We start from the raw sequence: 23,265 nt of genomic DNA, 5'->3' as shown, positions 1-23,265 counted from the left end.
AGCAGCGTGGTTTCAGGTTGCGTGTTTTTGACGGCGGCGCTGCGTGACCGTGGCTTGCAGCACGACGACGGCGAGCAGCATCAGGCCGCGGATCACGCTTTGCCAGTAGGCCGACAGCGAGATCACGCCGAGCCCGTTTTCGAAGTTGAGCACCGTGAAGAGCGTGCCCATCAGCAGCACGCCCGCGAGCGTCGCGAAGACCGAGCCCGCGCCGCCGCTCAGCAGCGTGCCGCCGATCACGACCGAGGCGATCGCGAACAATTCCCAGCCGACGCCCTCGGTCGGCTGGCCCGCGCCGAACTCGGCGGCAAGCAGGACGCCCGCGAGGCCCGCGAGTGCGCCGCTCGCCGCATAGACGGCGAACTTGATCGTGTCGGGGCGCAGCCCCATCAGACGCGAGGCTTCCTCGCCGCCGCCGGTCGCAAGCACGCTGCGTCCCGCGGACGTCCGGTTCAGGACCAGCGAGCCGAGCGCGTAGAGCGCGAGCGCGATGACGGCCGGAATCGGGAACGGACCGACGTCGCCTTGGCCGATGTCGATAAAGCCGCTCGTGTACGACACCGCGATCGACTGATTGTCGGCGAGCAGCAACGCGCAGCCATCGGCGGCGAGCATCGTCACGAGCGTCGCGATAAACGGCAGCAGCCGCGCGCGCGTGATCAACAGGCTGTTGACGATCCCTGCCGCGAGCCCGACGCCGACGCCGGCCGCGAGGCCGGGCACGAGGCCGTACGGACTCGCCTTCGCGGCCGCGACGCTCGCGCAGGCGGCCACGGCGCCGACCGACAGATCGATGCCGCCCGTCATGATCACGAAGCACATGCCGAGCGCGACGAGCGCATACATCGCGTTGTTGCGGCACACGCTCATCACGTTGTAGAGCGAGAGGAAATTGTCGTAGCGCAGCGCGCCGAATACGACGAGCGCGACCAGCGCGATGACCGCGCCGTGCTTGTAGAGCTGTTCGAGTCGAGACGACACCATCAGGTCCTCCGTTGCGCTTGTTGGAGCCATACGGCCAGCGCGATAACCGCCGCCTTGACGACGAGCGCCGCGGCATCGGGCACGCCGTTCGCGAGCAGCGTGTAGCGGATCAGCTGGATCGTGAGCGCGCCGAGCACGGTGCCGAGCAGACGCGCCTGACCGCCCGTCAACGCACTGCCGCCGACGGCGACTGCGGCGATCGCATCGAGTTCGTTGCCCAGTCCGATCTGGTTCGAATCGCTCGCGGAATTGATCGCGATGACGACGAGGCCCGCGACACCCGCGCACAGCCCCGACACCGCATAGACCGCGATCTTGATCCGGCGCACGGGCAGCCCCGCCATCACGGCGGCCCGTTCGTTGCCGCCGACCGCGAGCACATAGCGGCCGAAGCGCGTGCGCCGCATGGTCCAGACCGCCGCGAACACCATCGCGGCCATGACGAACACCTGCGTCGGGATGCCGAACAGCGCGCCCTGGCCGATCCAGGCGAATTCCGGCACCGTGAACGTCTGGAGATTGCCGTCGACGAGCACTTGCGCGATGCCGCGTCCCGCGATGAACAGGATCAGCGTGGCGACGATCGGCTGAATGCCGAATCGCGCGACGAGCCATCCGTTGAACACGCCGAGCAGGCCCGCGACGGCGACGGCCGCGACGACCGCGAGCGCGACCGCGATGCCGATATGACCCGCGCCGGCCCACGCCCCCATGAAGATCATCGGTGCGATCACGCCCGAGATCGCCATCAGCGAGCCGACCGACAGATCGATGCCGCCCGTCGCGATCACGAGATTCATGCCGACCGCGACGATGATGATCGTGCAGACCTGCGTGAGGTTGATGTTGAGCGTCTGGACCGACAGGAAGTGCGGCGTGATCGCGATATTGAGGATCAGCAGCACGGCGAACGCGGCCAGCGCGCCGTGACGCGACCACCAGGCGAGTCCGCCCGCGGCGCGTGCGCGCGTCGGCGCGGGCGACGGGGAAGCCTTCATCATTGCGATGTTCCTTCAACTGAAGCCGTGCGACCGTGCGCCATCGCATCGACGATCGATGCACGACTGATGTGTTCGCCTTCGAGATTCGCGACGCTGCGACCGTCGCGCAGCACGACGATGCGATCGGCGCCTTCGAGCAGTTCATCGAGTTCCGACGAGATCATGAGCACCGATTGCCCCTGATCGACGAGACCGCGAATCAGACGCTGGATCTCGGCCTTCGCGCCGATGTCGATGCCGCGCGTCGGTTCGTCGAGGATCAGCAGCTTGGGCTGCATCGCGATCCAGCGCGCGAGCAGCACCTTTTGCTGGTTGCCGCCCGACAGCTCGCGAATCTTCTGCGCGGGCGAGCTGCACTTGATGCCGAGCTGCGCGATCAGCGTCTGCGCGCGTTCGGCGAGCTTCTGCTCGTCGAGCACGCCGCCGCGTCCCGTCTTCGCGAGCACGCAGATCGTGATGTTGTCGGCGACGCTCATGTCGGGGAAGATGCCCTCGACCTTGCGGTCTTCGGTGCAGAAGGCCATGCCGGCTTCGACAGCATCGGCCACCGCATGCGGGCGGTAGGCCTCGCCGGCGAACCGCATCGAGCCCCGCGTCGGCGCGTCGGCGCCGAATACGAGACGCGCCGTTTCCGAACGCCCCGATCCGAGCAGACCGGCCATGCCGAGGATCTCGCCCCGCCGCAGCTCGAAACTGACGTCGCGCGCGAGACCGTCGGCGCCGATCGAATCGACGCGCAGCAGCGTGTCGCCCGCGTGGCCGCCCGCGCCGTGCGTGAACGCGGTCGTCTTGCCGTGCGCTTCGTTCACGTCGCGACCGAGCATTGTCGAGATCAGCTCGGATTTGCCGAGCGCATGCGCATCGGCGGTGTGGACCCAGCGGCCGTCGCGCATGATCGTGATGCGGTCGCTGACCGCGTAGACCTCATCAAGCTTGTGGCTCACGAAGATCACCGACACGCCGTCGGCCTTGAGCTGGCGAATCACCGTGAACAAGCGCTCGACTTCGCTGTCGTTGAGCGACGAGGTCGGCTCGTCCATGATGACGAGCTTCGACGAGAAGCCGATCGCGCGCGCGATCGCCGTCATCTGCTGCACGGCGGTGCTGAATTCGCCGAGCGGCCGGCTCACGTCGATATCGATATCGAAGCGGCCCAGCAGCGCCTTCGCCTCGTGGCGCATCGCGCGCCAGTCGAGCAAGCCGCGCCGGCGCGGCGCGCGACCCAGACAGATGTTCTCGGCCACCGACAGCAGCGGCACGAGATTGATCTCCTGATAGATCGTGCTGATGCCGCGCCGCTGCGCTTCCTGCGGCGAATGCACCTCGAACGGTTCGCCGAGAAAACGGACCTCGCCGCCGTCGCGTTCGATATAGCCCGTCAGCGCCTTGATCAGCGTGGATTTGCCCGCGCCGTTCTGGCCCATCAGCGCATGCACTTCGCCGTGACCGATGCGCAGACGCGCATCGGCGAGCGCGACGGCGCCGGCGTAGCGTTTCTGGAGGCCGCGGATCTCGAGCAGCGCGCCGGCATCGGGCGCGCTCGGGTCCGTGCGCCTTGCGCGCCCTTCGCCTTCGTCAGCCGCGGGCGATGCGGCGTTCAATACGCCCATGCGAGCGCTTCCTTGGCATTCGACGCGTCGTAGAAGCGGTCCTCGTTCTTGATGAACGGCGGCAGCGTGCCGCCGGCGGCATACGCCGACAGCGCGGCGAACGCCTTCGGTCCGAACATCGGGCTGCATTCGCACGAGCAGCCGAGCTTGCCGTCGACGATCGCCTGCACGGCTTGTTTCTCGCCGTCGATCGAGACGAACAGCACGTCCTTGCCCGGCTTGCGGCCCGATGCTTCGAGCGCGGCGATCGCGCCGAGCGTCATCTCGTCGGTATGCGTGTAGATGATGTCGGCTTCCGGGTGTGCCTGCAGCAGGGTCTGCGCGGTCTGGCGGCCCTTGTCCCGCGAGAAGTCGCCGCTTTGCGAGGCGACGATCTTGAATTGCGGATGTTGCTTGATGAATTCGTCGAAGCCTTTCTTGCGATCGTTGGCCGGCGTCGAGCCCGTGGTGCCCTCGATCTCGAGGATCGTCGTGCGCTTGCCCGCGTTGGCGACAAGCCACTGCGCGACGCGGCGGCCTTCGTCGACGAAGTCGGAGCCGATGAACGTCACATAGTCCTCACCGGGTTTGGCGAGCGCGTGGTCGACGTCGCGGTCGAGCAGGATGACGGGGATGCCGGCCTTCTTGGCGTTGAGCACGGCGGGCACGAGGGGCTTGTCCTCGCGCGGCGTGAGGAAAATCAGGTCGACGCGCTGCGCGATCATCGAATTGACGTCGGCGGCCTGCTTGGCGGCGGAGCTTGCCGCGTCGGTATAGACGAGCTGGTGACCAAGCCGGGCCGCCTCGTCGCGCATGCTCTTGGTCTGCGCGATACGCCACGGGTTGTTGCTCTCGCTTTGCGCGAAACCCACACGGTATTTGTCCTTCTTCGCGAGTTTGGGCAGCGACGCAAAGGCTTGCGACGGCAACCAGCCTGCGGCAGCGGTGATGCCGGCGGCAATGAGTAACTTTCGACGGGTCAGCTCCATGCGGGTCTCCTGTTGGCGTAGGGGAGTGAACGCGCGGTCATGTGCGTTCAGGCGGAGCGCAGTATATAACAAGGTTATTTATATTTATAAGTTAGGGTTAGCACGCAGCACGCAGCACGCAGCACGCAGCACGCAGCGCGGATGGGCGGATGGGCGGATGGGCGGATGGGCGGATGAGCGGATGAGCGGGTCGGCGGGTCGGCGGGTCGGCGGGTCGGCGCAACGTCGCATGAAAGCGACGCGCCCGAGGGACCCCGTTGTCTCCCGCGCGCTTTCCGGCAATAATCGGCTCTCAATTGAGAATGGTTGTCATTCTCAATTCAAACGAACGCCAGCCGCCGCTGGCTTTAGGGATGAAGGAGCCCGACCGTGGTCCATCTTCGACGCATGAGCGCCCGTCCTCCGGGCGTGCCCGTCTAGGCGCGCGGCCATGATGTCTCAGACACGCCGACCCGACCTTTGGGACGCCGCGCTGGAACAAGCGGCCGAGTGGTACACGCTGCTGCGCTCCGACGAAGCGATGGACCACGACAGGCAACGCGGATCGAACGAGCTCGCGAAGCACGACGCGCACCGCGACGCACGGTCGCCGGTCGAACGCGCGAGCCTCCGATTCCAGCCGCTCGCGGCGGGTCCGCGGCGTCATGAAGCCGCGGATGCGTATCTCCCGGCCCATGCCAGCCTCGCGCGTCGTCTCATCATCGTGTGCCTCGCGCTTCTGAGCAGCGCGGGCGTGTCGCGCGAGCATCAGACGTGCTTCACCCAGGACGCCCCGCCCGATCGCGAACCGGCAGACATCGCCCGTGAGGCATCAAGCCAAGGCGTGCTGATCACCGAAAACGCGCCCCTCGAAACGTCGACGACGAACTGCGACGGTATCGCTCAGGCAACCTGTCGCGCGATCCGATTGACGCGACGCATGTCGCTTAGCGGTTAAACGCCGTATATCGACATCGAAGCTGGGCGATGGGTGAAGCGGCCATCTACGCCACGCACGGATCTCCCCCGAAATGATCGAGGGAATTCCCTAATGGCTGCGTATAAGGCCGCCCTAAAGTATTCGCAATTTAAGACGCGATGCGCCGATCACTGTGTTTTGATCGGCTTATCGGATATGACATTAAAAAAAGCGAATGCGAACCCTCGCTTTGATTCGGCGTATCGCCAGCGCTGGGATCGGCGCATCGCGCATCGCGACACGCCGTTTGTTTTCTCTGCGCTCGTGATTCGTGATCAATGATTTCCCAAGCGTCACGATTCCACGGGCCAGCGCATGAGACGACGCACAAAGCACATGGTGTCGCATACATGCTCGATTGCCTCATCAGACCCACGAGACCAAATACATGGAACACGACGTCTTTCAAGAACATCCACGAAAGTTGTCGATCTACCCGACCGTCAAAGCAAGCTTTCTATACGTTTGGCAACAGCGACGATCGTTCGCGATGCCGTTGATCGTCCTGTGCCTGTTTCAAATCTTGGCGTTGCTCCTGCTTCCGAGGCTGTCCGTTTACGGCCTGGGTCGCGCGAATGTCTGCGCGTTTGTGCCGTTATGGCTCCTCGAAGTCGCGTTCCTGGTCGGACTGCAACGCAAGCTCCATCGACATGCGGCCGGCAACGACGAGCGGATGTTTGTCTTTGACCGTACGTGGCGTCACAGTCTGCTCGCCGTCGCCAAAGTCTTTCTCTGCGCCTCGGTCATCCCCTCCGCGATCGCCGGCATCGTGATTCTGCTAAGCGTGATGATTTTTCATCCGCGCTATGTCATCGCCATCACGATTGTGCTGCTTGCCGCGAGTGTGATCGTCTCGATCGTGTTGTTGATGAAGCTGGTCCTCGCCCTTCCCGCGGCGGCGCTCGATCGATCGAACTACCTGTCCTTGTCGTGGAACGCGATGCGGGGCAATGCATGGCGCGTGTGGTTCGCGATGGTTTTGACCTACGGACCCTTCCTCGTCGTGGGGAGCCTGTTATCGTGGCAACGGCTCGCGAGCTTCTTTCATCCCGCAGCCCTTGCAACCACGCCCCTTAACGCCACGTACTGGCTATCGTGGATCGGCGGCACAACCATCGAAACCATCGGCACGATCACCACAAACGTGATGCTATGCATGACCTACGGAAGCCTGATTGGCGATGTCAGGTCCGGCAAGGACGTCGATGACCATCCGCTCGGCATCTGAACCCCGATCGCACCTACCGCTGCAGCTCGACGACGAAGTCGTAGTGTTCGTTGAGACAGTAGGTGTTCGTATATTCGATCGGCACATCGTCGTGTGAATACGCGGTGCGCGTGACGAGCAGCAACGGCGTGCCTTCGGCGATGTGCATGATGCGAGCAAGCTCGGCGTCCGCGACCGCCCCGTTGAAATGCTGCCGCGCCCGCACGACGGGCCGCCCGATTTCCTCGAAGTACGAATACAGCGAATCGCCGATCAACGCCGCGTCGGACAGAATGCCGTAGGGCACGGTCGTACGGTGAAGCGAAATGATCGTCTGATCGGCGCGCCGCAAACGCGCGACCGCGACGACCTCTTCGTCCGCCCGGAGTCGAAGTTCGCGGCGCTCGTCGGGGTCCGCCGTGCGGCGCTGAAACGAGATGAGTTCGCTGCGCGGCACGAAGCCCGACGGCCGCACCATCTCCGTGAAGCTGTCGAGCCGACCGAGCGTTTGTTCGAAGCGCGGGGGCACGCGACGCTCGGCAATGAAGGTGCCCGAGCCCTGATTGCGCGTGATGTACCCATCGTCGCCCAACTGCTTGAGCGCACGCCGCGCCGTCACGCGCGAGATGCCGAGCGACTCCTCGATGGTCCGCTCGGAAGGCAGGGCATCGCCCGCGCGCCATTCTCCGTTGTCGATGGCCGCGACCAGCTTGCGGACCAATTGGAGATACATGGGCGTCGGGTCGTTCTCGTCTGGCTTCAGGCGTCGAAGTCGTCGATCCATAACAGTGTGCGCAATTGACGGCCGGATAATACCACTTCAAACCCACTGCGCTGCCTCTGCGATCCGGCGGACGCGATGCCCGCCGGATCGGATGTTCGCCGCGGTCGCGGCGTCCTCGCAACGCTAGTGCGTACGCGTGACCTTGCTCAAGTGCATCGGCGCATCGGGATTGCGCCCGCGCGCAGACGCGAGCCGCTCCGCCATCAGATAGAACGATTGAATGGCCGCAACGGGATCGAGCATCGCATGGGCCGTTTCGACGAGCGGCAAGGCAGCCGCGCGGACGGATGCCGGTGCCGCCAGCAACACGCGCGCGCCGCGTGCGCGCATCGCGTCTGCGAACGCGATCAAGCCGCTTTGTTCAGGACCGCGCGGCGCGAAGACGAGCAGCGGATACCCCGCGTCGATCAACTCCATCGGACCGTGCCGGACCTCGGCGCTCGAAAAGGCTTCCGCCTGGATGCCCGACGTTTCCTTGAGTTTGAGCGCCGCCTCAAGCGCGATCGCGAGCCCCGCGCCGCGCCCGACGACCATCATGCGACTCACGCCTGCGTACGCCTCGACCGCCTCGCTCCAGTCGAGCGACGCCGCCTCTCGCATCGCATCGGGCAGCGTCGCGAGTCCTTCGAGCAACGACGAGCGATCGGTCACGCATTGCTGCCAGTGACCCACCAACTGCACGGCACGCGTGAGCATGCCGATATAACTCTTGGTGGCCGCGACACTGCGTTCTTCGCCGGCAAGAACCGGCAAATTCCACGACACGGCCTGAGCCAGCGGCGAATGATCGGCATTCACGCAAGCGAGTGTCGTCGCGCCAAGCCGATCGAGTGCTCGCATGGCATCGATGAGATCGGGACTGCGCCCGGACTGGGAAAACGCCACCGCCAACTGCCCTTCGACGCGTAACCGCGCCGCATGCAGATTCGCCGTCGACATCGGCAGCGAGAGTGCGGGCACGCCGAGCTGTGTCATCAGCAAGGTCGCGAAATACGCGGCCGCGTGATCCGAACTGCCGCGCGCCACGGTGAACACCGTCGTGGGATTGAGCCGCGCCGCGCGTTCGGCGAGCGTACGCGCCGTGTCGTCGTCGGCGAGTTGCGCCGCGACGCAGTCGGGCGCGGCAAGGGCTTCGTCATACATATACGTCAATCGGGTCTCCTTGCACACGTGTGCGAACAACGTTGAATTGACGATCTGACATCGGAGCGCGTGTGCTCATGCGCGCACCCTCTCGTCGCGGCTCATCTCGCGCGCGAGCACGAGCGCGCCGTGAGCGGCATCGCTCTCGGGGTCGACGAGCCGTCGGACCCAACTCCCCGAGACGCGCGAGCGCAGCGCAGCGCCCACGCCGCCGCACAGCGCGATCGGCAAATCGCCATGACGATCGAGTGCATCGACCATCATCCGTACCTGATCGACGGCTTCATCGAGAATCGCCGTGGCGACGGGATGCGTACCAAAGGCGAACACAGTGGGCGCGAGTCGCGCGTAGTCGCGTGCTTGCGCACGGCCTAGCCATGCGATCAACGCGTCGCGCGAATCGATCGGCATGCGCGCGGCGAGGGCTTGCGCGAATGCATCGCACGTCACCCTTGCGTCGAAGGCCTGTTGCACATGACGGCTTGCACGCAAGCCGATCCATGCACCGCCGGCTTCATCGCCCGCGGGAAATCCATAGCCGCCGACCTGCACGCGATTCCCGTCCGCGCGCATCGCCTCGCCCACGCTGCCCGTACCCAGCGCAATCATGGCGCCCGGCCGGCCCGCATGCGCGCCGGCCAGCGTCGTGAAGGCGTCGGTTTCCACGCGCAGACGCTGCATCGCCGGTGCATCGCGAAGGAACTGCTCGCGCCATGGCAGATGATGCGCGCCCGCCATGCCCGCCACCATGACGCAGCGTGACCAGGGCATCGCGTGGATCGAGGTATCGAGCGCCTGCGCGCACAACCCCGCAACGACATCCCACGCATTTGCGACACCCAGCGAAAGCGCGGACGCCGGTCCTTCAGCCAAGCGGATCGACGCACTGCCGGACCTCGATACGGCGATACGCGTGCCCGTGCCGCCTCCGTCGACACCGATCAGGATCGTCGAGTCCCATGCCGCTTCGCTCATGACTGAACCTTGCGTCGGCCGTGCTCGTCGAAACGCAGCACTTTGGCGGGCACGGGAGCAAGACCGACGCGGTGCCCGATCGCGAATGCCGCATGCCCGGACGCGCGTACGGTCACGTCGCCGGCTTCGGGGCTGTGGACAAAGAGATAGGTGTCCGCGCCGAGATATTCCATATGACGGATCTCGCCCGACCATCGCGCATCGCGATCGACGAGTCGAATATCCTCGGGCCGGATGCCGATCGCGCTCGCGCCGTCGCGGCGCGCCTCCTCGCCCTCGATCAGGTTCATTTTCGGCGAGCCGACAAATCCCGCGACAAAGCGGTTCGACGGCTGCTCATAGAGTTCGCGCGGCGTACCGATCTGCTGAACCCGTCCGCCGTCGAGCACGACGATCCGGTCGGCCAGCGTCATCGCTTCGGTCTGGTCGTGCGTGACATAGATCATCGTTGCGCCGAGCTTGCGATGCAGGCTCGCGAGTTCGAGCCGCGTATTCACGCGCAGCGCCGCATCGAGATTCGAAAGCGGCTCGTCGAATAGAAAGAGCTTGGGTTGACGCACGATCGCACGCCCGATCGCCACGCGTTGCCGCTGACCGCCCGACAACGCGGCGGGGCGACGCCGCATCAATGGATTCAGCGCGAGCATCTCGGCGGCGAACGCGATGCGTCGCGCGATTTCCGGCTTGGCGACGCCTTCACGTTTGAGCGCGAGGCTCATATTGTCGGCCACGCTCAAATGCGGATACAACGCATAACTCTGAAAGACCATTGCGATGCCACGGCGTGCGGGCGGCGTCGCGTCGACCACGGTTCCCGCGATCCGCACATGCCCCGACGTGTGATCCTCGAGGCCCGCGATAATGCGCAGCAACGTCGATTTTCCGCATCCCGACGGCCCCACGCAAACAATCAACTCGCCTTCTTCGACATCGAGATCGATGCCGTTGAGCACGTGCGTATCGCCGAAGCGCTTGGTCACGTGTTCGACATTCAATGCACTCATGGCTAGGCCTCGCGATCGGAAAAAGTGGCGCGCATCATGCGGGAAGATCGATCGCACGACCTTCGCGCATGCTCTGCTCGGCCGCGAGCGCGATTTTCAGCGAGCGGATCGCGTCGTCGTGATGTCGTGTGAGATCGCGGCCGCTTCGGATCGCTTCCGCGAGAAAAGCTTGCTCGCGATCGCATAGATCCTGATGCCCCGGTTCGTCGTCCATCGAGATCCATTCGTCGCGGACTGCCTCGGCGTTTTCCGATGGCCCCGGCGCACGGTGGATGCGCAGCTTGCCGGTCTTCGTATGGGTATCGACATCCGACGAACTCAGCGTGGGCTCCGTGACGATCGAGACGGCGCCGAACGGACCGATCACATCTTTGACGAAGCACGCCGTCTCCGACATCATCGGCCCCCATCCCGCTTCGTACCAGCCGAGCGATCCATCTTCGAAGAGCACTTGCAGGTGCCCGTAGTTGACCTGATGCTCGGCAATTTCCTCGGTCAGGCGCACGCCCATGCCGCGCACTTGAACAGGACGCGCATCGGTGATCTGACACATCACGTCGACATAGTGGACGCCGCAATCGACGATCGGCGGCGTCGTCTCCATCAGCCGCTTGTGGATGCGCCACGCGTCGCCCGTCGATTGCTGGTTCAGATTGAGGCGCATCACGTACGGCGGCCCCATCCGTCTCGACTGATCGATAAACGTGGTCCATGACGGATGGTGTCGGAGGATGTAGCCGATGACGAGCGTACGACGCGCGCGTCGCGCCGCATCGACGACGCTTTGCGCTTCGTCGAGCGACGCGGCAAGCGGCTTCTCGACAAACACATGCGCGCCCGCGTCGAGCGCGCGAATCGCGAGCTCGGCATGGCTATCGGTATAAGTGCAGATAGAGACCACGTCAGGCTTGAGCGCGAGCCCGGCGTCGAAGCTCGCGAGCCGCGCATAGCCGTGCAACGCGTCGGGCAACGCACCGGGACTTCGATCATAAAGACCGACGATCTCGTAGTCGGGATTGCTGTGATAGGCCAGCGCATGGGACCGGCCCATTTGCCCGAGCCCGGCCACGACGACGCGCAGCGGACGGTATTCAGAAACATCGTTCATGATTTCAACCTTCGATATCCAAGCCCTGTCGGGCGGGAGCGGCGCGCATTACTTGATCGCGCCGGATGCGATCCCGCGAATCAAGCCGCGCGAGAGCACGAGATACAGCGCGACAATCGGCACGATGCCGACCGTGAGCACGGCGAGCATCGCGTTCCAGTCGGTCTCGTATTGACCCAGAAAAATCTGCGCGCCGAGCGTGACGGTCTTCGTGGCTTCGCCGGGCGCGAGGATCAGCGGAAACCAGAGGTCGTTCCAGATCGGAATCATCGTGAACACCGCGACGGTCGTCATCGCGGGGCGCAGTAACGGCAGCACGAGCCAGAAGAAAATCCGGTACTCCGAGAGACCGTCGATGCGACCCGCGTTTTTCAGATCGCTCGATACCGTCTTCATGTATTCGGTCAGGATAAAAATCGCAAGCGGCAAACCTTGCGCCGTATAGACGAGAATCAGGCCCGTGAGCGTGTTCGCAAGATGCGCCGCGACAAGCATTTCGAGAATGCCGACCGTGCCGAGGCGGATCGGAATCATGATGCCGATCGCAAAGTAGAGCCCGGTCAGCGCGTTGAGCTTGAACCGGTACTCCGACAAAGCGAACGCCGCCATCGCGCCGAATACGATGACCGCGATCAAGGCGGTCACCGTCACGACGGTGCTGTTAAGAAAATAGCCGGCAAAACTCCCGTCTTCGACGAGCGCCGCATAGCCCGAAAAATCGACCGTCGATGGGCTCGGCCATGCGAGCGGCGCGCTAAAGATCGCGCTGCGCGATTTGATCGAATTCATCGCGATCAAGACGATCGGCCCGATCGAGATCAGCGTATAGAACAGCAACACGGCGTGCGTCGCGAGCAGGCGCGCATAGGAACGTCTAGCATGTGCCATGGTGCGAGCCCCTCAGTACGCGTGCCGGACGAGCCGGCGCTGGACCAGGAACAGGTAGGCCGAGACCACCGCGAGGATGATCGCGAACATGGCCGTCGCAATGGCCGCCCCCATATGCGGGTCGCCGAGCTGCAACTGAAAGCCGAAGAACGTGCGGAACAGCAGCGTGCCGAGAATATCCGTCGAATAGTCGGGGCCCGCGAGCGCGCCTTGCGTCGTATAGACAAGATCGAACGAATTGAAGTTGCTGACGAAGGTCAGGATCGCGATCAGTCCGATCGTCGGCCAGAGCAAAGGGAGCTTGATCTTGAAGAACTGCGCGACGCCGACGATGCCGTCGATCTCGGCCGCTTCGATGATCTCGTCGGGAATCGAAATCAGCGAGGCATAGACGAGCATCATCGGCACACCCGTGTATTGCCAGACCGAGATCAGACCCAGCGCCGTCAATGCATCGCGCGATGAACCCAGATACGGCGCAAACCACGCATCGAGATGCAGCGCGTGCAGAATGCTGGGCGTCACGCCCCAGAGCGGCGACAGAATCAACTTCCAGCCGAATCCGATGATCACGAACGACAGCATCGTCGGCATGAAGAATGCCGTTCGATAGACGCCGCTGGCGCTCAGACGCGGCAAGCACAAAAACGCCGCGAGTCCGATGCCGAGCGGAATCATGACGATCAGATGGATCGACAAGAAGTACGTGTTGTTCTTGAGCGCATTCCAGAACGCCTCGGACCATTGGGGATCGGTCAGCAGCGCCTTGAAATTCGCGAATCCGGCGTAGCGTTCGCGCCCATCGGGGGCCGATAGAAACGCGAGTCTCAGCGTATCGACGAGCGGTACGATCATCAGCGCCGTGTAGATCAGCGCCGCGGGTGCAAGGAACACGGCGATATAGAGGCGTCGCGGACGACGTGCGTGTCGCGCGCGATCTCCTCGATCCATGACAAGTGAGGCATTCATACGTTCTATCCAGGGTATCGGCGATCGGGGCATGTGCGGGGCATGCACCCGATCGTGTCGGCGACAGCCGGTGAATCGATGCGTGGTGCGACGCGTGGTGCGACGCGCCGTGCGGTCAATGCACAGGCGTGTACCAGCTATCGAGACCGGCCTGCAGTTTCTGCGCGGCGGCCTCCGGCGTCGTCGTGCCGTTGATGACGGCGGACCCTTCGACCCAGAACGCGTTCTCGAGATTGGGCGTGCCGCGGCTCAGGAATTGATACGTCGGACGGATCGTCGATGAACATGACTGGCGCCAGCTGATGAATGCTTTCGCGAGCGGATCCTTCAATTCGACAGGCGTCTTCTGGAGACTGAAGAAGCCGGGCAGCGCATTCGAATACAGATTCGCGAATTCGGGCGAGGCCACCCATTCGAGGAAGACCTTGGCCTGCGCAAGGTGGGGCGAGTTCGCGTTCGCGCCGAGCGCGATATCGGGGTGATCGGAGATAAAGCACGCGTCACCGGCCTTTTGCACGGGCGGCTTGAAAGCGCCCATCTTGAAGCCGGCCTGCTTTTCGAAATTCGCGATTTCCCACGATCCCGCGGGGTAGATCGCCGCGCGGCCGAGCGTGAAGAGATTCTGGCTATCGGGGTAGGTCTGCGCCTCGAAGCCGTTGCCCAGATACGGCTTCCAGCGTGCGAGGACCTTGAAGGGCTCGACCCATTGCGGATCGGTCAGCTTCTGCTTGCCGGCGATAAGACCGTCACGGCCCTGCTCGCCTTTGTAGTAGGTCGGGCCGATGTTCTGGTAACCCATCGACGCCGTTTCCCAGCCGTCCTTGGTGCCCATCGCAAGCGGGATATACGTGCCGTCGGCCTTGATCCGATCGAGTGCGGCAAAGAAGGCATCGACGGTCGCGGGCGGCTGAATACCCAGCTTGTCGAAGGCGTCCTTGTTGTAGATGAAGCCGTGAATCACCGATGCCATCGGCACGCAGTACGTCGTCTTGCCGTCATCCGTCGACCAGGCGGCGCGTGCGAGCGACGTGAAGTTGTCGAGGCCCTTGAGATCGTTCAGCGACGCGAGGTGGCCTTGCTGGAATTGCCGCAGCGACGCGTCGAACGGCCGGCACGAAATCAGATCGCCGGCGGTGCCCGCCGCGAGTTTCGAGTTGAGTGCTGCGTCGTACTGCGCGAGTGCGACGGGCGTGAAGCGGACCTTGATGTCCGGATGGGTCTTTTCGAACGCCGGAATGATCTGCTTTTGCCAGATCGCGAGATCGTCGTTACGCCAGCTTTCTATCGTGAGCGTCACGGGCTGTGCCGCCGCCGCGGCGGCATGGACACCGAGCACGACGCTCGCGGCGAGGGCCAAACGCTGCAGAAGGTTTCGATATTTCACAATCGTCGACTCCAATGGGAATGAGAGGTGAGACGCCGCTCAGACATCGTCTTTAGACGCCTTTATTAATCCACTTAAACACCTTTTAGATACCAATATGGACGCGATTAGACACCAAACAAAAAGGGATGCAAAGGGGATTTCGACGTTGGGAGGGGATCGTTTACCCGGACCGTTTCGCGATTTTTGAGTGCGATCGATCCGTCCGAGCGTGGGTCACTCGACGATCTGGTGTTGAAGTGGTGTTGTCAGGCTGAGCGGATAGGGAGCAGCCGGAGGATGTTGCCGACCGGCGAGCGTCGGCCGCCGGAATGGACTAGGAACGGGGTTTGGCTATGCCCGGGCCGAGCACGAGCACGAGTCTGGGACTGGGACTGGGACTGGGACTGGAGCGATCATCAGATCGCCCATGCTCCGCAGGAGAACGCTCTACCAGGGCGGCCATCGAACAGAAAGCGTCGCGGTCGCTCGCGGACGACCGCTTTCAAGACGCCTCACCCTGGCGAAACGAACCGCACGACGTCGCGCCCATCGCGGCGCGGAGGATGACCGCACGCAACGATGGGCAGCCAGTGGCCACGCAGGCGGCCGACGCTCTACGCTCCGGCGGCTTGCTCGCGTAGGCGACGCGCTTCGTCGCGCAGGAATTGCTGATAATCGTCGAGATCGCCGTCGAAGGGTTCGACACCGCCCTTGGTGACGAGCCAGAACTCGTCACAGACCGCACGCAGCAGGGACCGGTCGTGACTGACCAGCATCACGGTCCCCTCGAATTCATTGAGTGCGATGCCGAGCGCTTCGCGTGTGGAGAGATCGAGGTGGTTGGTCGGCTCATCGAGCAGCAGCAGATTCGGGCGCTGCCACACGATCATGCACAACACGAGCCGCGCCTTTTCGCCGCCGCTCATCGTGCGAACCGCCTGATGGACCATGTCGCCGCTGAAGTTGAACGTGCCGAGGAAGGTGCGCAGCGATTGCTCGGTGCCGCTCTGGCCGGGCGCGCGCATATGCGGCGGCGTGTCCTTGGCGAGGCGGATCATATGTTCCATCGGCGTATCGAGCGGGCGCAGCACGTCGAGTTCCTGCTGCGCGAAGTAGCCGATATTCAGGCCCTTGCCTTCGCTGATTTCGCCGGCGATCGGCATCAATGCGTGCGCGACCGTTTTCACGAGCGTCGACTTGCCTTGACCATTGGCGCCGAGGATGCCGATGCGCTGCCCGGCCAGCACGGAGCGGTTGATGCCTCGCACGATGATGGTCGGCGGCGTGTCCGGCGGTGCGTCGGCCGGCGCCGGATAGCCGAAGCTCGCGTCGAGCATCGACAACAACGGGTTCGGGACGTTGAGCGGCTCCTTGAACTCGAAGTTGAATTCAGCGTCGGCGAGCACGGGCGCGATCTTCTCCATGCGTTCGAGCGCCTTGACGCGGCTCTGCGCCTGCTTCGCCTTCGAGGCCTTGGCCTTGAAACGGTCGATGAATTTCTGCAGATGGGCGATCTTCTCCGCCTGCTTGGCCATCGCGGCCTGCTGCAACACGAGTTGCTCGGCGCGCATGTCCTCGAACTTGCTGTAGTTGCCGCCGTAACGCACGAGCTTGGCGTTGTCGACATGCACGGTGACCTGCGTCACCGCATCGAGGAATTCGCGATCGTGGCTGATCACGACCAGGGTGCCTTGATAGCGCTTGAGCCAGGCTTCGAGCCAGACCAGTGCGTCGAGGTCCAAGTGGTTGGTCGGCTCGTCGAGCAGCAGCAGATCGGACGGGCACATGAGCGCGCGCGCAAGTTGCAGCCGCATGCGCCAGCCGCCGGAGAAGCTGTTGACCGGGTGGTTCAGCTGCGCTTCCGTGAAGCCAAGGCCGAGGATCAGCGCTTGGGCGCGCGCGGGCGCATCGTGGGCACCGGCGTCGTGCAGGTCCATATAGGCGTGGGCCATGCGCATGCCGTCGTCGCTGGCCTCGGCGGCGGCGACTTCGGCCTGCGCGGCCAGCAGCACGGTGTCGCCTTCGACGACGAAGTCCGTCGCGCTTTGCTCGGTCTCCGGCATGTCCTGCGCGACCTGGCCCATTTTCCAGGCGGCGGGAATCGAGAATTCGCCGCTGTCTTCGTGCAGCGTCCCGTTGAGCAGGCCGAAAAAGGAGGACTTGCCGGCGCCATTGCGGCCGACGAGACCGATTTTTTCGCCGGGGGCGAAGGTGACGGACGCGCCGTCGAGTACGACATTCACGCCGCGGCGCAGCGTGACATTACGGACGGAAATCATAAGGAGCGACTTCGGAGAGGAGTGGCATGATAGCCGACCGGAGAGGCAGGACTATTTCTTTTCGGGCCGTGGCGGACGTCGAGTGTGGGCGGTTGGTCAGGTTGCGAACGGTCGACGTGCTATCGATTGCCGGGTGAACATGACCCGGTCGCGCAGGTACGTCGGATTGAAGACCGGTCGGGCGCCTCACCCACGCGAACGGTCGTCGTGCGGATGCGAGCGTTAACGTACGACTTCAGCGTTGAACGGTAGATGTAAGCCGAATCGCGCCGTGACCCGCTAAGATCGTCAACTCTCACACCCGTATACGCGCAGCGTCTTCATCGAGCGATCATGAAAATAATATTTCGCCCGTTTTTTGTGCTTGCCGCTTTACTCTGTACACCGCTGCTCGCCGCTGCGCAAAGCGACGATAACGCTGAATTCTTTAGTCATCTGTATTGGTCGCTATGCAAACCGAACGCGGCGAATCCTGATGCGCTGAGGGCAAAGTTAATCGCGGAAAGGCTGCCCAAGTTTCCTCAAGAACAGGCCACGCTATTCACCCATGACACCGACGGCGACGCGTGGCCCGTTCCTCACAACGGGGCAATGGGGAATTTCGTCTTGGCGTTGCCGGCGGGAAAGAAAATGTGCGCGGTCTACGCACGGCGTGCTGACGCGAATACACTCCAGATCATATTTTCACAATTTGCCGAGACCGCACCCTCGCCGAGGGTTTCCGACAGGCAGCGGGACGTTGACAGAGACACCGAGTCGAACGGAAAAACGCATACGATTTCATATATCTGGTCCACGCCCGGCGACCCCGAGAAATGGCTCTTTATGCTGACGACCTCCGAATCTCCGTCAGCTGAGCTACAGGCGCTCGCGACCGTATCGGTTATTGACCATTGACGCGATTCATCGCCCGAATTAGCTTCGGGACTCCACCTGTTGCTTTGCCGCGGTCGCGGATATCGATCTATCGTGGCAGGCTTCGTCGCTCATACGCTGCGACGAGATTCCGCTCTCGAACCGACTTACCGTTATCGCCGGCAAGGACACACTTGGATGGGATTGCGGACCGTATCGAAACCGGAAAGCACGTGGCATGCTTCAGAATCACGCGGCGAACCAATAAGGAAAACGACAACGTCATGACGAATATGTCCGCGCTGCGGATCGTATCCCTCTCCCTCGCACTCACGCTCTCCGTCGCCCGCCTGGCGCTCTGGGAACATTGGCACATCAGTTTCCCCGAGTTCGCGTTGATATTCGCAGCATTCGCGGTGATTGCGTTTGCAATACGCGGGCAGCAGTCGGAAAAACGATCCACTGAAGGGAACACACGGGGACCCGCGATCTCAAAGAAGCGGTTCGTGCTTGGAGCCGTCTTTTTTATAGCCATGTCGTTCTACGTCGCATATATGGGTGGCCGGATGTTTTACGTGGTCTTTCATATCGGGACGCTCGCGCAGGACGAACAAAGTTGGCCGATGACGGATGCGACGATCGAAGGTTACGCGATGCAATCGATGCAACAAAAGAACGTCGGTTTGCTTTGGTCGCCTGCCTGGACGTACACCTATTCGGTTGGCGGCCAGACGTATCGAAGCCAAAGCATGGCGCTAACGGGCGGATTCAGCGCGCACTGGTATCGGAGCAAGAACGAAGCCGCTCTCGGCGCTCAATTGCGCGCGGACGGCAGCGTGGTGACGGCCTACTACGATCCTGCGGATCCGTCTCGCTCCGTGCTGGACAAGCGAGCGAGCGGCAACCGCTACGTTGAGGGTGTGGCATTGGCGTTCGCCGTGGTGATCATGCTGTTTCCCGTCGGCATCGTTGCGTTGTTTTACGTCGCCTGGAAACAGCGAAATAGCGCGCCCGTAGCGCATTGAACACGCCGGGGCTCTTTAGAAAAATCGGATTCGTTTTGCTGCGTCCATCGCCGCCGTCGCTGACAGACGCGTCGATCGGCGTTCGCACATGGTGATCCGTTCTTACGACGGATTCCAGAACCATCGCTTTTGCTTGCTTATGACGCACTGGGTTTGTTCAGGGCATAAGAGATCCATTGCGTCTCTCAGCTCTTTCACCATATTGCGAGCGTTGCCGGGCCTTTGCTTCACGACAAAAATAATGAGCGCCCAAGAATTGAACAGATGCGCCTTGAACAAAGCATCGATAACGGTCCGGCGAACGAGATTGCGTCGATACAGGATCGACAGATCGACAAAGAAATGCTGAATGCGATCGAACCGATCCAAGTCGGCGCCGCGTAACTCGAGCGAACCCGGAGGGTACTTCGGTAGGCCATGGCCCTCGCCACATATTCTGAGAGCCAATTTATGACGTGCGTCCCACATACTGTCGGATATCCACGTTTCCCACATTTTCATCGCCAAATCGTTGGGGCGATACACGCGTCGTACGTAGAACGCCGAAATCCCGGCCACGGCGAGTGAAAAGAGCGCGACGATGGCGCTCGCACCCTCACCAAAGGATGCAAATGTGTCAATGCTGACAGATGTCGCCATCATGCTTCCCGTCAAGATAAAGACCATGGAGGTGACGAGCGTCACTTCAGACTTGCGCTGAAATGAAGACACGCTACCGAGCATTCAAAAGATCGCCAAAGAATGCCGTGGCTGCGATATTCCGAGTGTAGCGGCGATAATTCACTACGCTATGTGCGGCAGACCACCCATCATCAAAGCAGCTTAAAGCCCGCGTGATATCCACGCAGTTTGGCGACCCGCAGCGGCTCCAAAACGATCTGGCAAGGATGTCGGCTTAAAGTCGAATAGAGGTCACCGTCCCAAATCCGCCGACATATATTGCTGCGGCGAAGCCCCGAACAATCGTCGAAACATCACCGTAAACGCGCTCGGCGTGCTGTACCCCAACTCAAGCGCCACCTGCGTGACCTGCGCCCCGAGTGCAAGCCGCGTCGTCGCTTCGGCCGCGCGCATATGCTGGCGCCAATGCCCGAAGCTCATGCCCGTCTCGTCCCTGAAATGCCGCGCGAGACTTCGCGTACTCATGCCGATTTCGTCCGCCCACCGATCGAGCGTGTAGTCCGTCGCGGGGTCCGTCATCATGTGCTCGCACAACGCCAGCAAACGCGTATCGCGCGGCAGCGGCAATCCCCCCTCGCCCAGCGACGGCGCCTCCTCGAGCATCTTGAGAAGCAAAGGCACCGACAACGCCGTTCGACTATCGGCCTCGTACGTCCTCCCGTCGCGCAGCATGCCCGTCACCAGCTCGCGCATCAGCGGCTCGACCGTAATCACACGCCCCGCCTGCCACAGCCACGACGCCGCACCCGGATCGATATTGACCACGCACAAGTGCAAACGCCCGACCGCATGCAGCTCATGGTCGACGTTCGACGGAATCCATAACGCGCGCGACGGCGGCAACGTCCACGTCCGGTTCGGCGTCAACACGCGCACCACGCCGCTCAACGCGATCACGAGATGGCCGTGCTCGTGCTGATGCCATAACTCGCGCTGGTTGTCGTTGTATTGGATCGACCAGACCGTGACCTGCCGCGGCAAATGCCGCCGCTCGTGCGGGTAACGCTTGAGCAGGAAATCCTTCATCGCGCGCGCTCTCGTTGTGCGTTGCCGTATTTCGGCCAAAAACTGGCCGAAACTCGAAAATTTCTGGCAACCCTTGAAATTCGACAGCCGCTATTCTAGCCGCTGTCGCAAAAACCGTGAGTTTGATGCGATTCGAAATAGAAACGCTTCTCATTTATTATCACCACCCAGCACACCAAAGGCCGTATCGAATGAAGACCGGGGAACCGTTGCATCCGCTCAGAATGACCCTCATCGCCGCCCTGCTCTGCGGCGTCGTCATGCCGTCCTACGCCGCCGACGCCTCGGCCGCGGGCGCCTCCGGTTCGACCGATTCGTCCAGTGCGTCCAATTCGTCTGCTTCGTCCAATTCGACCGCTTCGTCCAACGGCAGCGCCGCCACGCGTAGCGCGAGCACGGTCGACACGCTGCCGACCGTTCAAGTCAACGCGAACGCCGAAGATCCGAGCGGCACCGGTGTCGGCTACGTGGCGAAGCGTTCGAAGACAGGATCGAAAACCGACTCGGCCATCATCACCAATCCGCAATCGATCTCGACGATCACGCGCGATCAGATGGACGACCAAGGCGTGCAAACCGTCGATCAGGCCCTGCGTTATACGAGCGCCGTCTACACGGAGGACAGCACGGATACGCGTTTCGACCAGATCCACGCACGCGGCTTCGACGTCGATTCGTATCTCGACGGCCTCGCGCTCTTCCAGTCGCCGCGCTTCGCGACGCCACGTATCGATCCCTATCTGCTCGATCGCATCGACGTCCTGCTCGGCCCGTCGTCGGTGCTCTACGGCCAGGGCAATCCCGGCGGTCTCGTCAATTTCGTCAGCAAACAGCCGACCGACACGCCGTACCACGAAATCATGCTGCAGGCGGGCAACCACGACAGCTATGAACTCGGTTTCGATTTCAGCGGACCGCTCGATCCGAATGGCACGGTGCTCTACCGCGTGACGGGCCTCGGACGCGACGCGAGCACACAGGTCAGCGACATCAAGGACGAGCGCATCGCGATCGCCCCCTCCGTGACGATCCGCCCCGATCGCGATACGCAACTGACCGTGCAGGCCGGCTATCAACGAGACCCCGAAGGCGGCCTCTTCAATGTGATCACCTCGAGCGGCACGCTGTACGCGAACCCGAACGGCCGCCTCGGACCTGATCAATACTTCGGCGATCCGAACACCGACGGCATGCAGCGCACGCAATACTGGATCGGTTACCAGTTCGATCACAGTTTCAACGATGTCTGGAGCGTGTCGCAAAACGTCCGCTACCTGCATATCGACCAGAACTACTACCAAACGTCGGTAACGAGTCCGCTCGCCGCCGATAATGCAACCGCCTATATGTGGGGCAACGTCGACGACGAAACGCAGAGCCAGTTCGAAGTCGATACGCATGCACAAGCCAAGTTCTCGACGGCCGATATCCAGCACACGGTGCTGTTCGGCATCGACTATCGCCACGTGGTCGGCGGCGACAACATGGCCAACGCGATCGTCGGTACGCTGAACCTGTTCGATCCCGACTACGCGAGCCTCGCAACGCTGACGCCCAATACGCGACTCGACTACGCGTTGACCCAGGTCGGCCTCTACGGTCAGGACGAACTGCGCTATCGCAACTGGGTGCTGACGCTCGGCATGCGCGAAGACTGGTCCCGTACCGAACAAACGCAGGACACGACGTATGAGCACGCGAACGATTCGGCGTTCACGTGGCGCGCCGGTCTCGCGTATGAATTCTCGAACGGCATCGTGCCGTACGTGAGCTACGCGAAGTCGTTCGAACCGGTGCTGGGTGCGACCGAAGACGGCACACCGTTCAGGCCGACGACCGGCGAACAATACGAAATCGGCTTGCGGTATCAGCCCAAGGGCTACGCTGCGTACTTCCGGCTCGCCGCGTACGATCTGCGTCAGAAGAACGTCGAGACGACGGATCCGAACAATCCGGACTTCGAGGTCCAGACCGGACAAGTGCGTTCGCGGGGCATCGAAGCCGAAGCGCACGCGAACATCACGGAAGCGCTGAAGGTCATCGCCTCGTATGCGTATCTCGACCAGCGCGTGACCGAAGACACCTCGCTCGAAGGCACGCGCCCGACGATCGCGCCGCGTCACAATGCCGCGTTCTGGGGCGACTACACGATGCAGGGCGGTCCGCTGCGCAATCTCGGCTTCGGCACCGGCGTGCGATACATGAGCGATACCGAAGGCAGCAGCACCGACACGTTCCAGGTGCCGGCTCGCGTGCTCGTCGATGCCGCCGTTCACTATGACTTGCAGAAATGGCGCCTCGGCGTCAACGTCAACAATCTGTTCAACCGTGAATACATTTCGTACTGCACGAATTCGTTCTTTTGCTACTGGGGCGCGACGCGCAGCATCGTCGGCACGGCACGCTATCAATGGTGATGCCGCGGACCCTCGCG

At 62.7% G+C, this 23,265-nt stretch carries 21 protein-coding genes; 6 read left to right on the top strand and 15 right to left on the bottom strand.

All coding sequences use genetic code 11. The features are described 5' to 3' along the window. Positions 1-12 precede the first annotated feature (12 nt). The 4 genes from D7S86_RS18030 to D7S86_RS18015 are packed head-to-tail and all read right to left on the bottom strand — an operon-like array spanning position 13 to position 4,563. The gene (locus tag D7S86_RS18030) at positions 13-984 is read right to left on the bottom strand and encodes an ABC transporter permease (RefSeq protein ID WP_121088254.1); all 972 of its coding nucleotides are present in this window, start codon (positions 982-984) and stop codon (positions 13-15) included. After that, a complete protein-coding gene (locus D7S86_RS18025; RefSeq protein WP_121088253.1) occupies positions 984-1,985 on the bottom strand; it encodes an ABC transporter permease in 1,002 nt (333 codons plus the stop codon). Before D7S86_RS18025 ends, D7S86_RS18030 begins: the two co-directional genes overlap by 1 nt. Next, positions 1,982-3,595 carry a sugar ABC transporter ATP-binding protein gene (locus tag D7S86_RS18020; RefSeq protein ID WP_121088252.1) on the bottom strand — a complete coding sequence of 538 codons (1,614 nt, stop codon included), beginning with the start codon at positions 3,593-3,595 and terminating at the stop codon, positions 1,982-1,984. Before D7S86_RS18020 ends, D7S86_RS18025 begins: the two co-directional genes overlap by 4 nt. Further along, a complete protein-coding gene (locus tag D7S86_RS18015) occupies positions 3,583-4,563 on the bottom strand; it encodes an ABC transporter substrate-binding protein (protein WP_121088251.1) in 981 nt (326 codons plus the stop codon). The genes D7S86_RS18020 and D7S86_RS18015 overlap by 13 nt, the downstream gene beginning before the upstream one ends. 430 nt (positions 4,564-4,993) lie before the next feature. On the opposite strand from D7S86_RS18015, the gene D7S86_RS18005 reads away from it, so the two are divergent. The 3 genes from D7S86_RS18005 to D7S86_RS18000 all read left to right on the top strand — a co-directional run bounded on the left by D7S86_RS18005 (position 4,994) and on the right by D7S86_RS18000 (position 6,749). Then, on the top strand, positions 4,994-5,500 hold the full coding sequence (locus tag D7S86_RS18005) for a hypothetical protein (RefSeq protein ID WP_121088249.1): 507 nt from the start codon (positions 4,994-4,996) through the stop codon (positions 5,498-5,500). Positions 5,501-5,593: 93 nt separating this feature from the next. Next, on the top strand, positions 5,594-5,803 hold the full coding sequence (locus tag D7S86_RS29215) for a hypothetical protein (protein ID WP_147432383.1): 210 nt from the start codon (positions 5,594-5,596) through the stop codon (positions 5,801-5,803). Positions 5,804-5,909: 106 nt separating this feature from the next. Continuing rightward, entirely contained in the window at positions 5,910-6,749 is an 840-nt protein-coding gene (locus D7S86_RS18000) for a hypothetical protein (RefSeq protein ID WP_121088248.1), read from the top strand. Positions 6,750-6,762: 13 nt separating this feature from the next. Here D7S86_RS18000 and D7S86_RS17995 read toward each other — a convergent pair whose 3' ends face one another. From D7S86_RS17995 to D7S86_RS17955, 9 genes are all read right to left on the bottom strand, one after another. Next, positions 6,763-7,461 (bottom strand): GntR family transcriptional regulator, encoded by a 699-nt coding sequence (locus D7S86_RS17995; RefSeq protein ID WP_240648258.1) that lies wholly within the window; start codon positions 7,459-7,461, stop codon positions 6,763-6,765. Positions 7,462-7,635: 174 nt separating this feature from the next. After that, on the bottom strand, positions 7,636-8,655 hold the full coding sequence (locus D7S86_RS17990) for an SIS domain-containing protein (protein WP_121088246.1): 1,020 nt from the start codon (positions 8,653-8,655) through the stop codon (positions 7,636-7,638). 75 nt (positions 8,656-8,730) lie between these two features. Continuing rightward, positions 8,731-9,630 (bottom strand): glucosamine kinase nucleotide-binding domain-containing protein, encoded by a 900-nt coding sequence (locus tag D7S86_RS17985; protein WP_121088245.1) that lies wholly within the window; start codon positions 9,628-9,630, stop codon positions 8,731-8,733. After that, entirely contained in the window at positions 9,627-10,634 is a 1,008-nt protein-coding gene (locus D7S86_RS17980) for an ABC transporter ATP-binding protein (protein ID WP_121088244.1), read from the bottom strand. Before D7S86_RS17980 ends, D7S86_RS17985 begins: the two co-directional genes overlap by 4 nt. A gap of 34 nt (positions 10,635-10,668) precedes the next feature. After that, a complete protein-coding gene (locus tag D7S86_RS17975; protein ID WP_121088243.1) occupies positions 10,669-11,742 on the bottom strand; it encodes a Gfo/Idh/MocA family protein in 1,074 nt (357 codons plus the stop codon). A gap of 48 nt (positions 11,743-11,790) precedes the next feature. Then, a complete protein-coding gene (locus tag D7S86_RS17970) occupies positions 11,791-12,630 on the bottom strand; it encodes a carbohydrate ABC transporter permease (RefSeq protein ID WP_121088242.1) in 840 nt (279 codons plus the stop codon). A gap of 12 nt (positions 12,631-12,642) precedes the next feature. Continuing rightward, positions 12,643-13,599: a carbohydrate ABC transporter permease gene (locus D7S86_RS17965; protein WP_121088241.1), complete on the bottom strand. Its 957-nt coding sequence runs from the start codon at positions 13,597-13,599 to the stop codon at positions 12,643-12,645. Positions 13,600-13,714: 115 nt separating this feature from the next. Continuing rightward, positions 13,715-14,983, bottom strand: coding sequence for an ABC transporter substrate-binding protein (locus D7S86_RS17960; RefSeq protein WP_240648257.1), 1,269 nt, complete (start codon positions 14,981-14,983; stop codon positions 13,715-13,717). A gap of 596 nt (positions 14,984-15,579) precedes the next feature. Next, positions 15,580-17,244 (bottom strand): ABC-F family ATP-binding cassette domain-containing protein, encoded by a 1,665-nt coding sequence (locus tag D7S86_RS17955; protein WP_121088240.1) that lies wholly within the window; start codon positions 17,242-17,244, stop codon positions 15,580-15,582. Positions 17,245-17,577: 333 nt separating this feature from the next. On the opposite strand from D7S86_RS17955, the gene D7S86_RS17950 reads away from it, so the two are divergent. Continuing rightward, positions 17,578-18,141: an NMCC_0638 family (lipo)protein gene (locus D7S86_RS17950; protein WP_121088239.1), complete on the top strand. Its 564-nt coding sequence runs from the start codon at positions 17,578-17,580 to the stop codon at positions 18,139-18,141. Between the two features lie 242 nt (positions 18,142-18,383). After that, positions 18,384-19,124: a DUF3592 domain-containing protein gene (locus D7S86_RS17945; protein ID WP_147432382.1), complete on the top strand. Its 741-nt coding sequence runs from the start codon at positions 18,384-18,386 to the stop codon at positions 19,122-19,124. A gap of 102 nt (positions 19,125-19,226) precedes the next feature. On the opposite strand, the gene D7S86_RS17940 is transcribed toward D7S86_RS17945, so the two are convergent. Together D7S86_RS17940 and D7S86_RS17935 are read right to left on the bottom strand one after the other, a co-directional pair. Next, positions 19,227-19,835: a hypothetical protein gene (locus tag D7S86_RS17940; protein ID WP_147432381.1), complete on the bottom strand. Its 609-nt coding sequence runs from the start codon at positions 19,833-19,835 to the stop codon at positions 19,227-19,229. A 201-nt stretch (positions 19,836-20,036) separates the two neighbouring features. Further along, the gene (locus D7S86_RS17935) at positions 20,037-20,831 is read right to left on the bottom strand and encodes an AraC family transcriptional regulator (RefSeq protein ID WP_121088236.1); all 795 of its coding nucleotides are present in this window, start codon (positions 20,829-20,831) and stop codon (positions 20,037-20,039) included. Positions 20,832-21,022: 191 nt separating this feature from the next. Between D7S86_RS17935 and D7S86_RS17930 the strand changes: the two genes are divergently transcribed. Next, the gene (locus D7S86_RS17930) at positions 21,023-23,248 is read left to right on the top strand and encodes a TonB-dependent siderophore receptor (RefSeq protein WP_240648256.1); all 2,226 of its coding nucleotides are present in this window, start codon (positions 21,023-21,025) and stop codon (positions 23,246-23,248) included. Positions 23,249-23,265: the final 17 nt, after the last annotated feature.

It is taken from the genome of Pararobbsia silviterrae (assembly GCF_003628125.1).
GTDB lineage: Bacteria > Pseudomonadota > Gammaproteobacteria > Burkholderiales > Burkholderiaceae > Pararobbsia > Pararobbsia silviterrae.
This window is presented reverse-complemented; position numbering and strand designations above follow the sequence as displayed.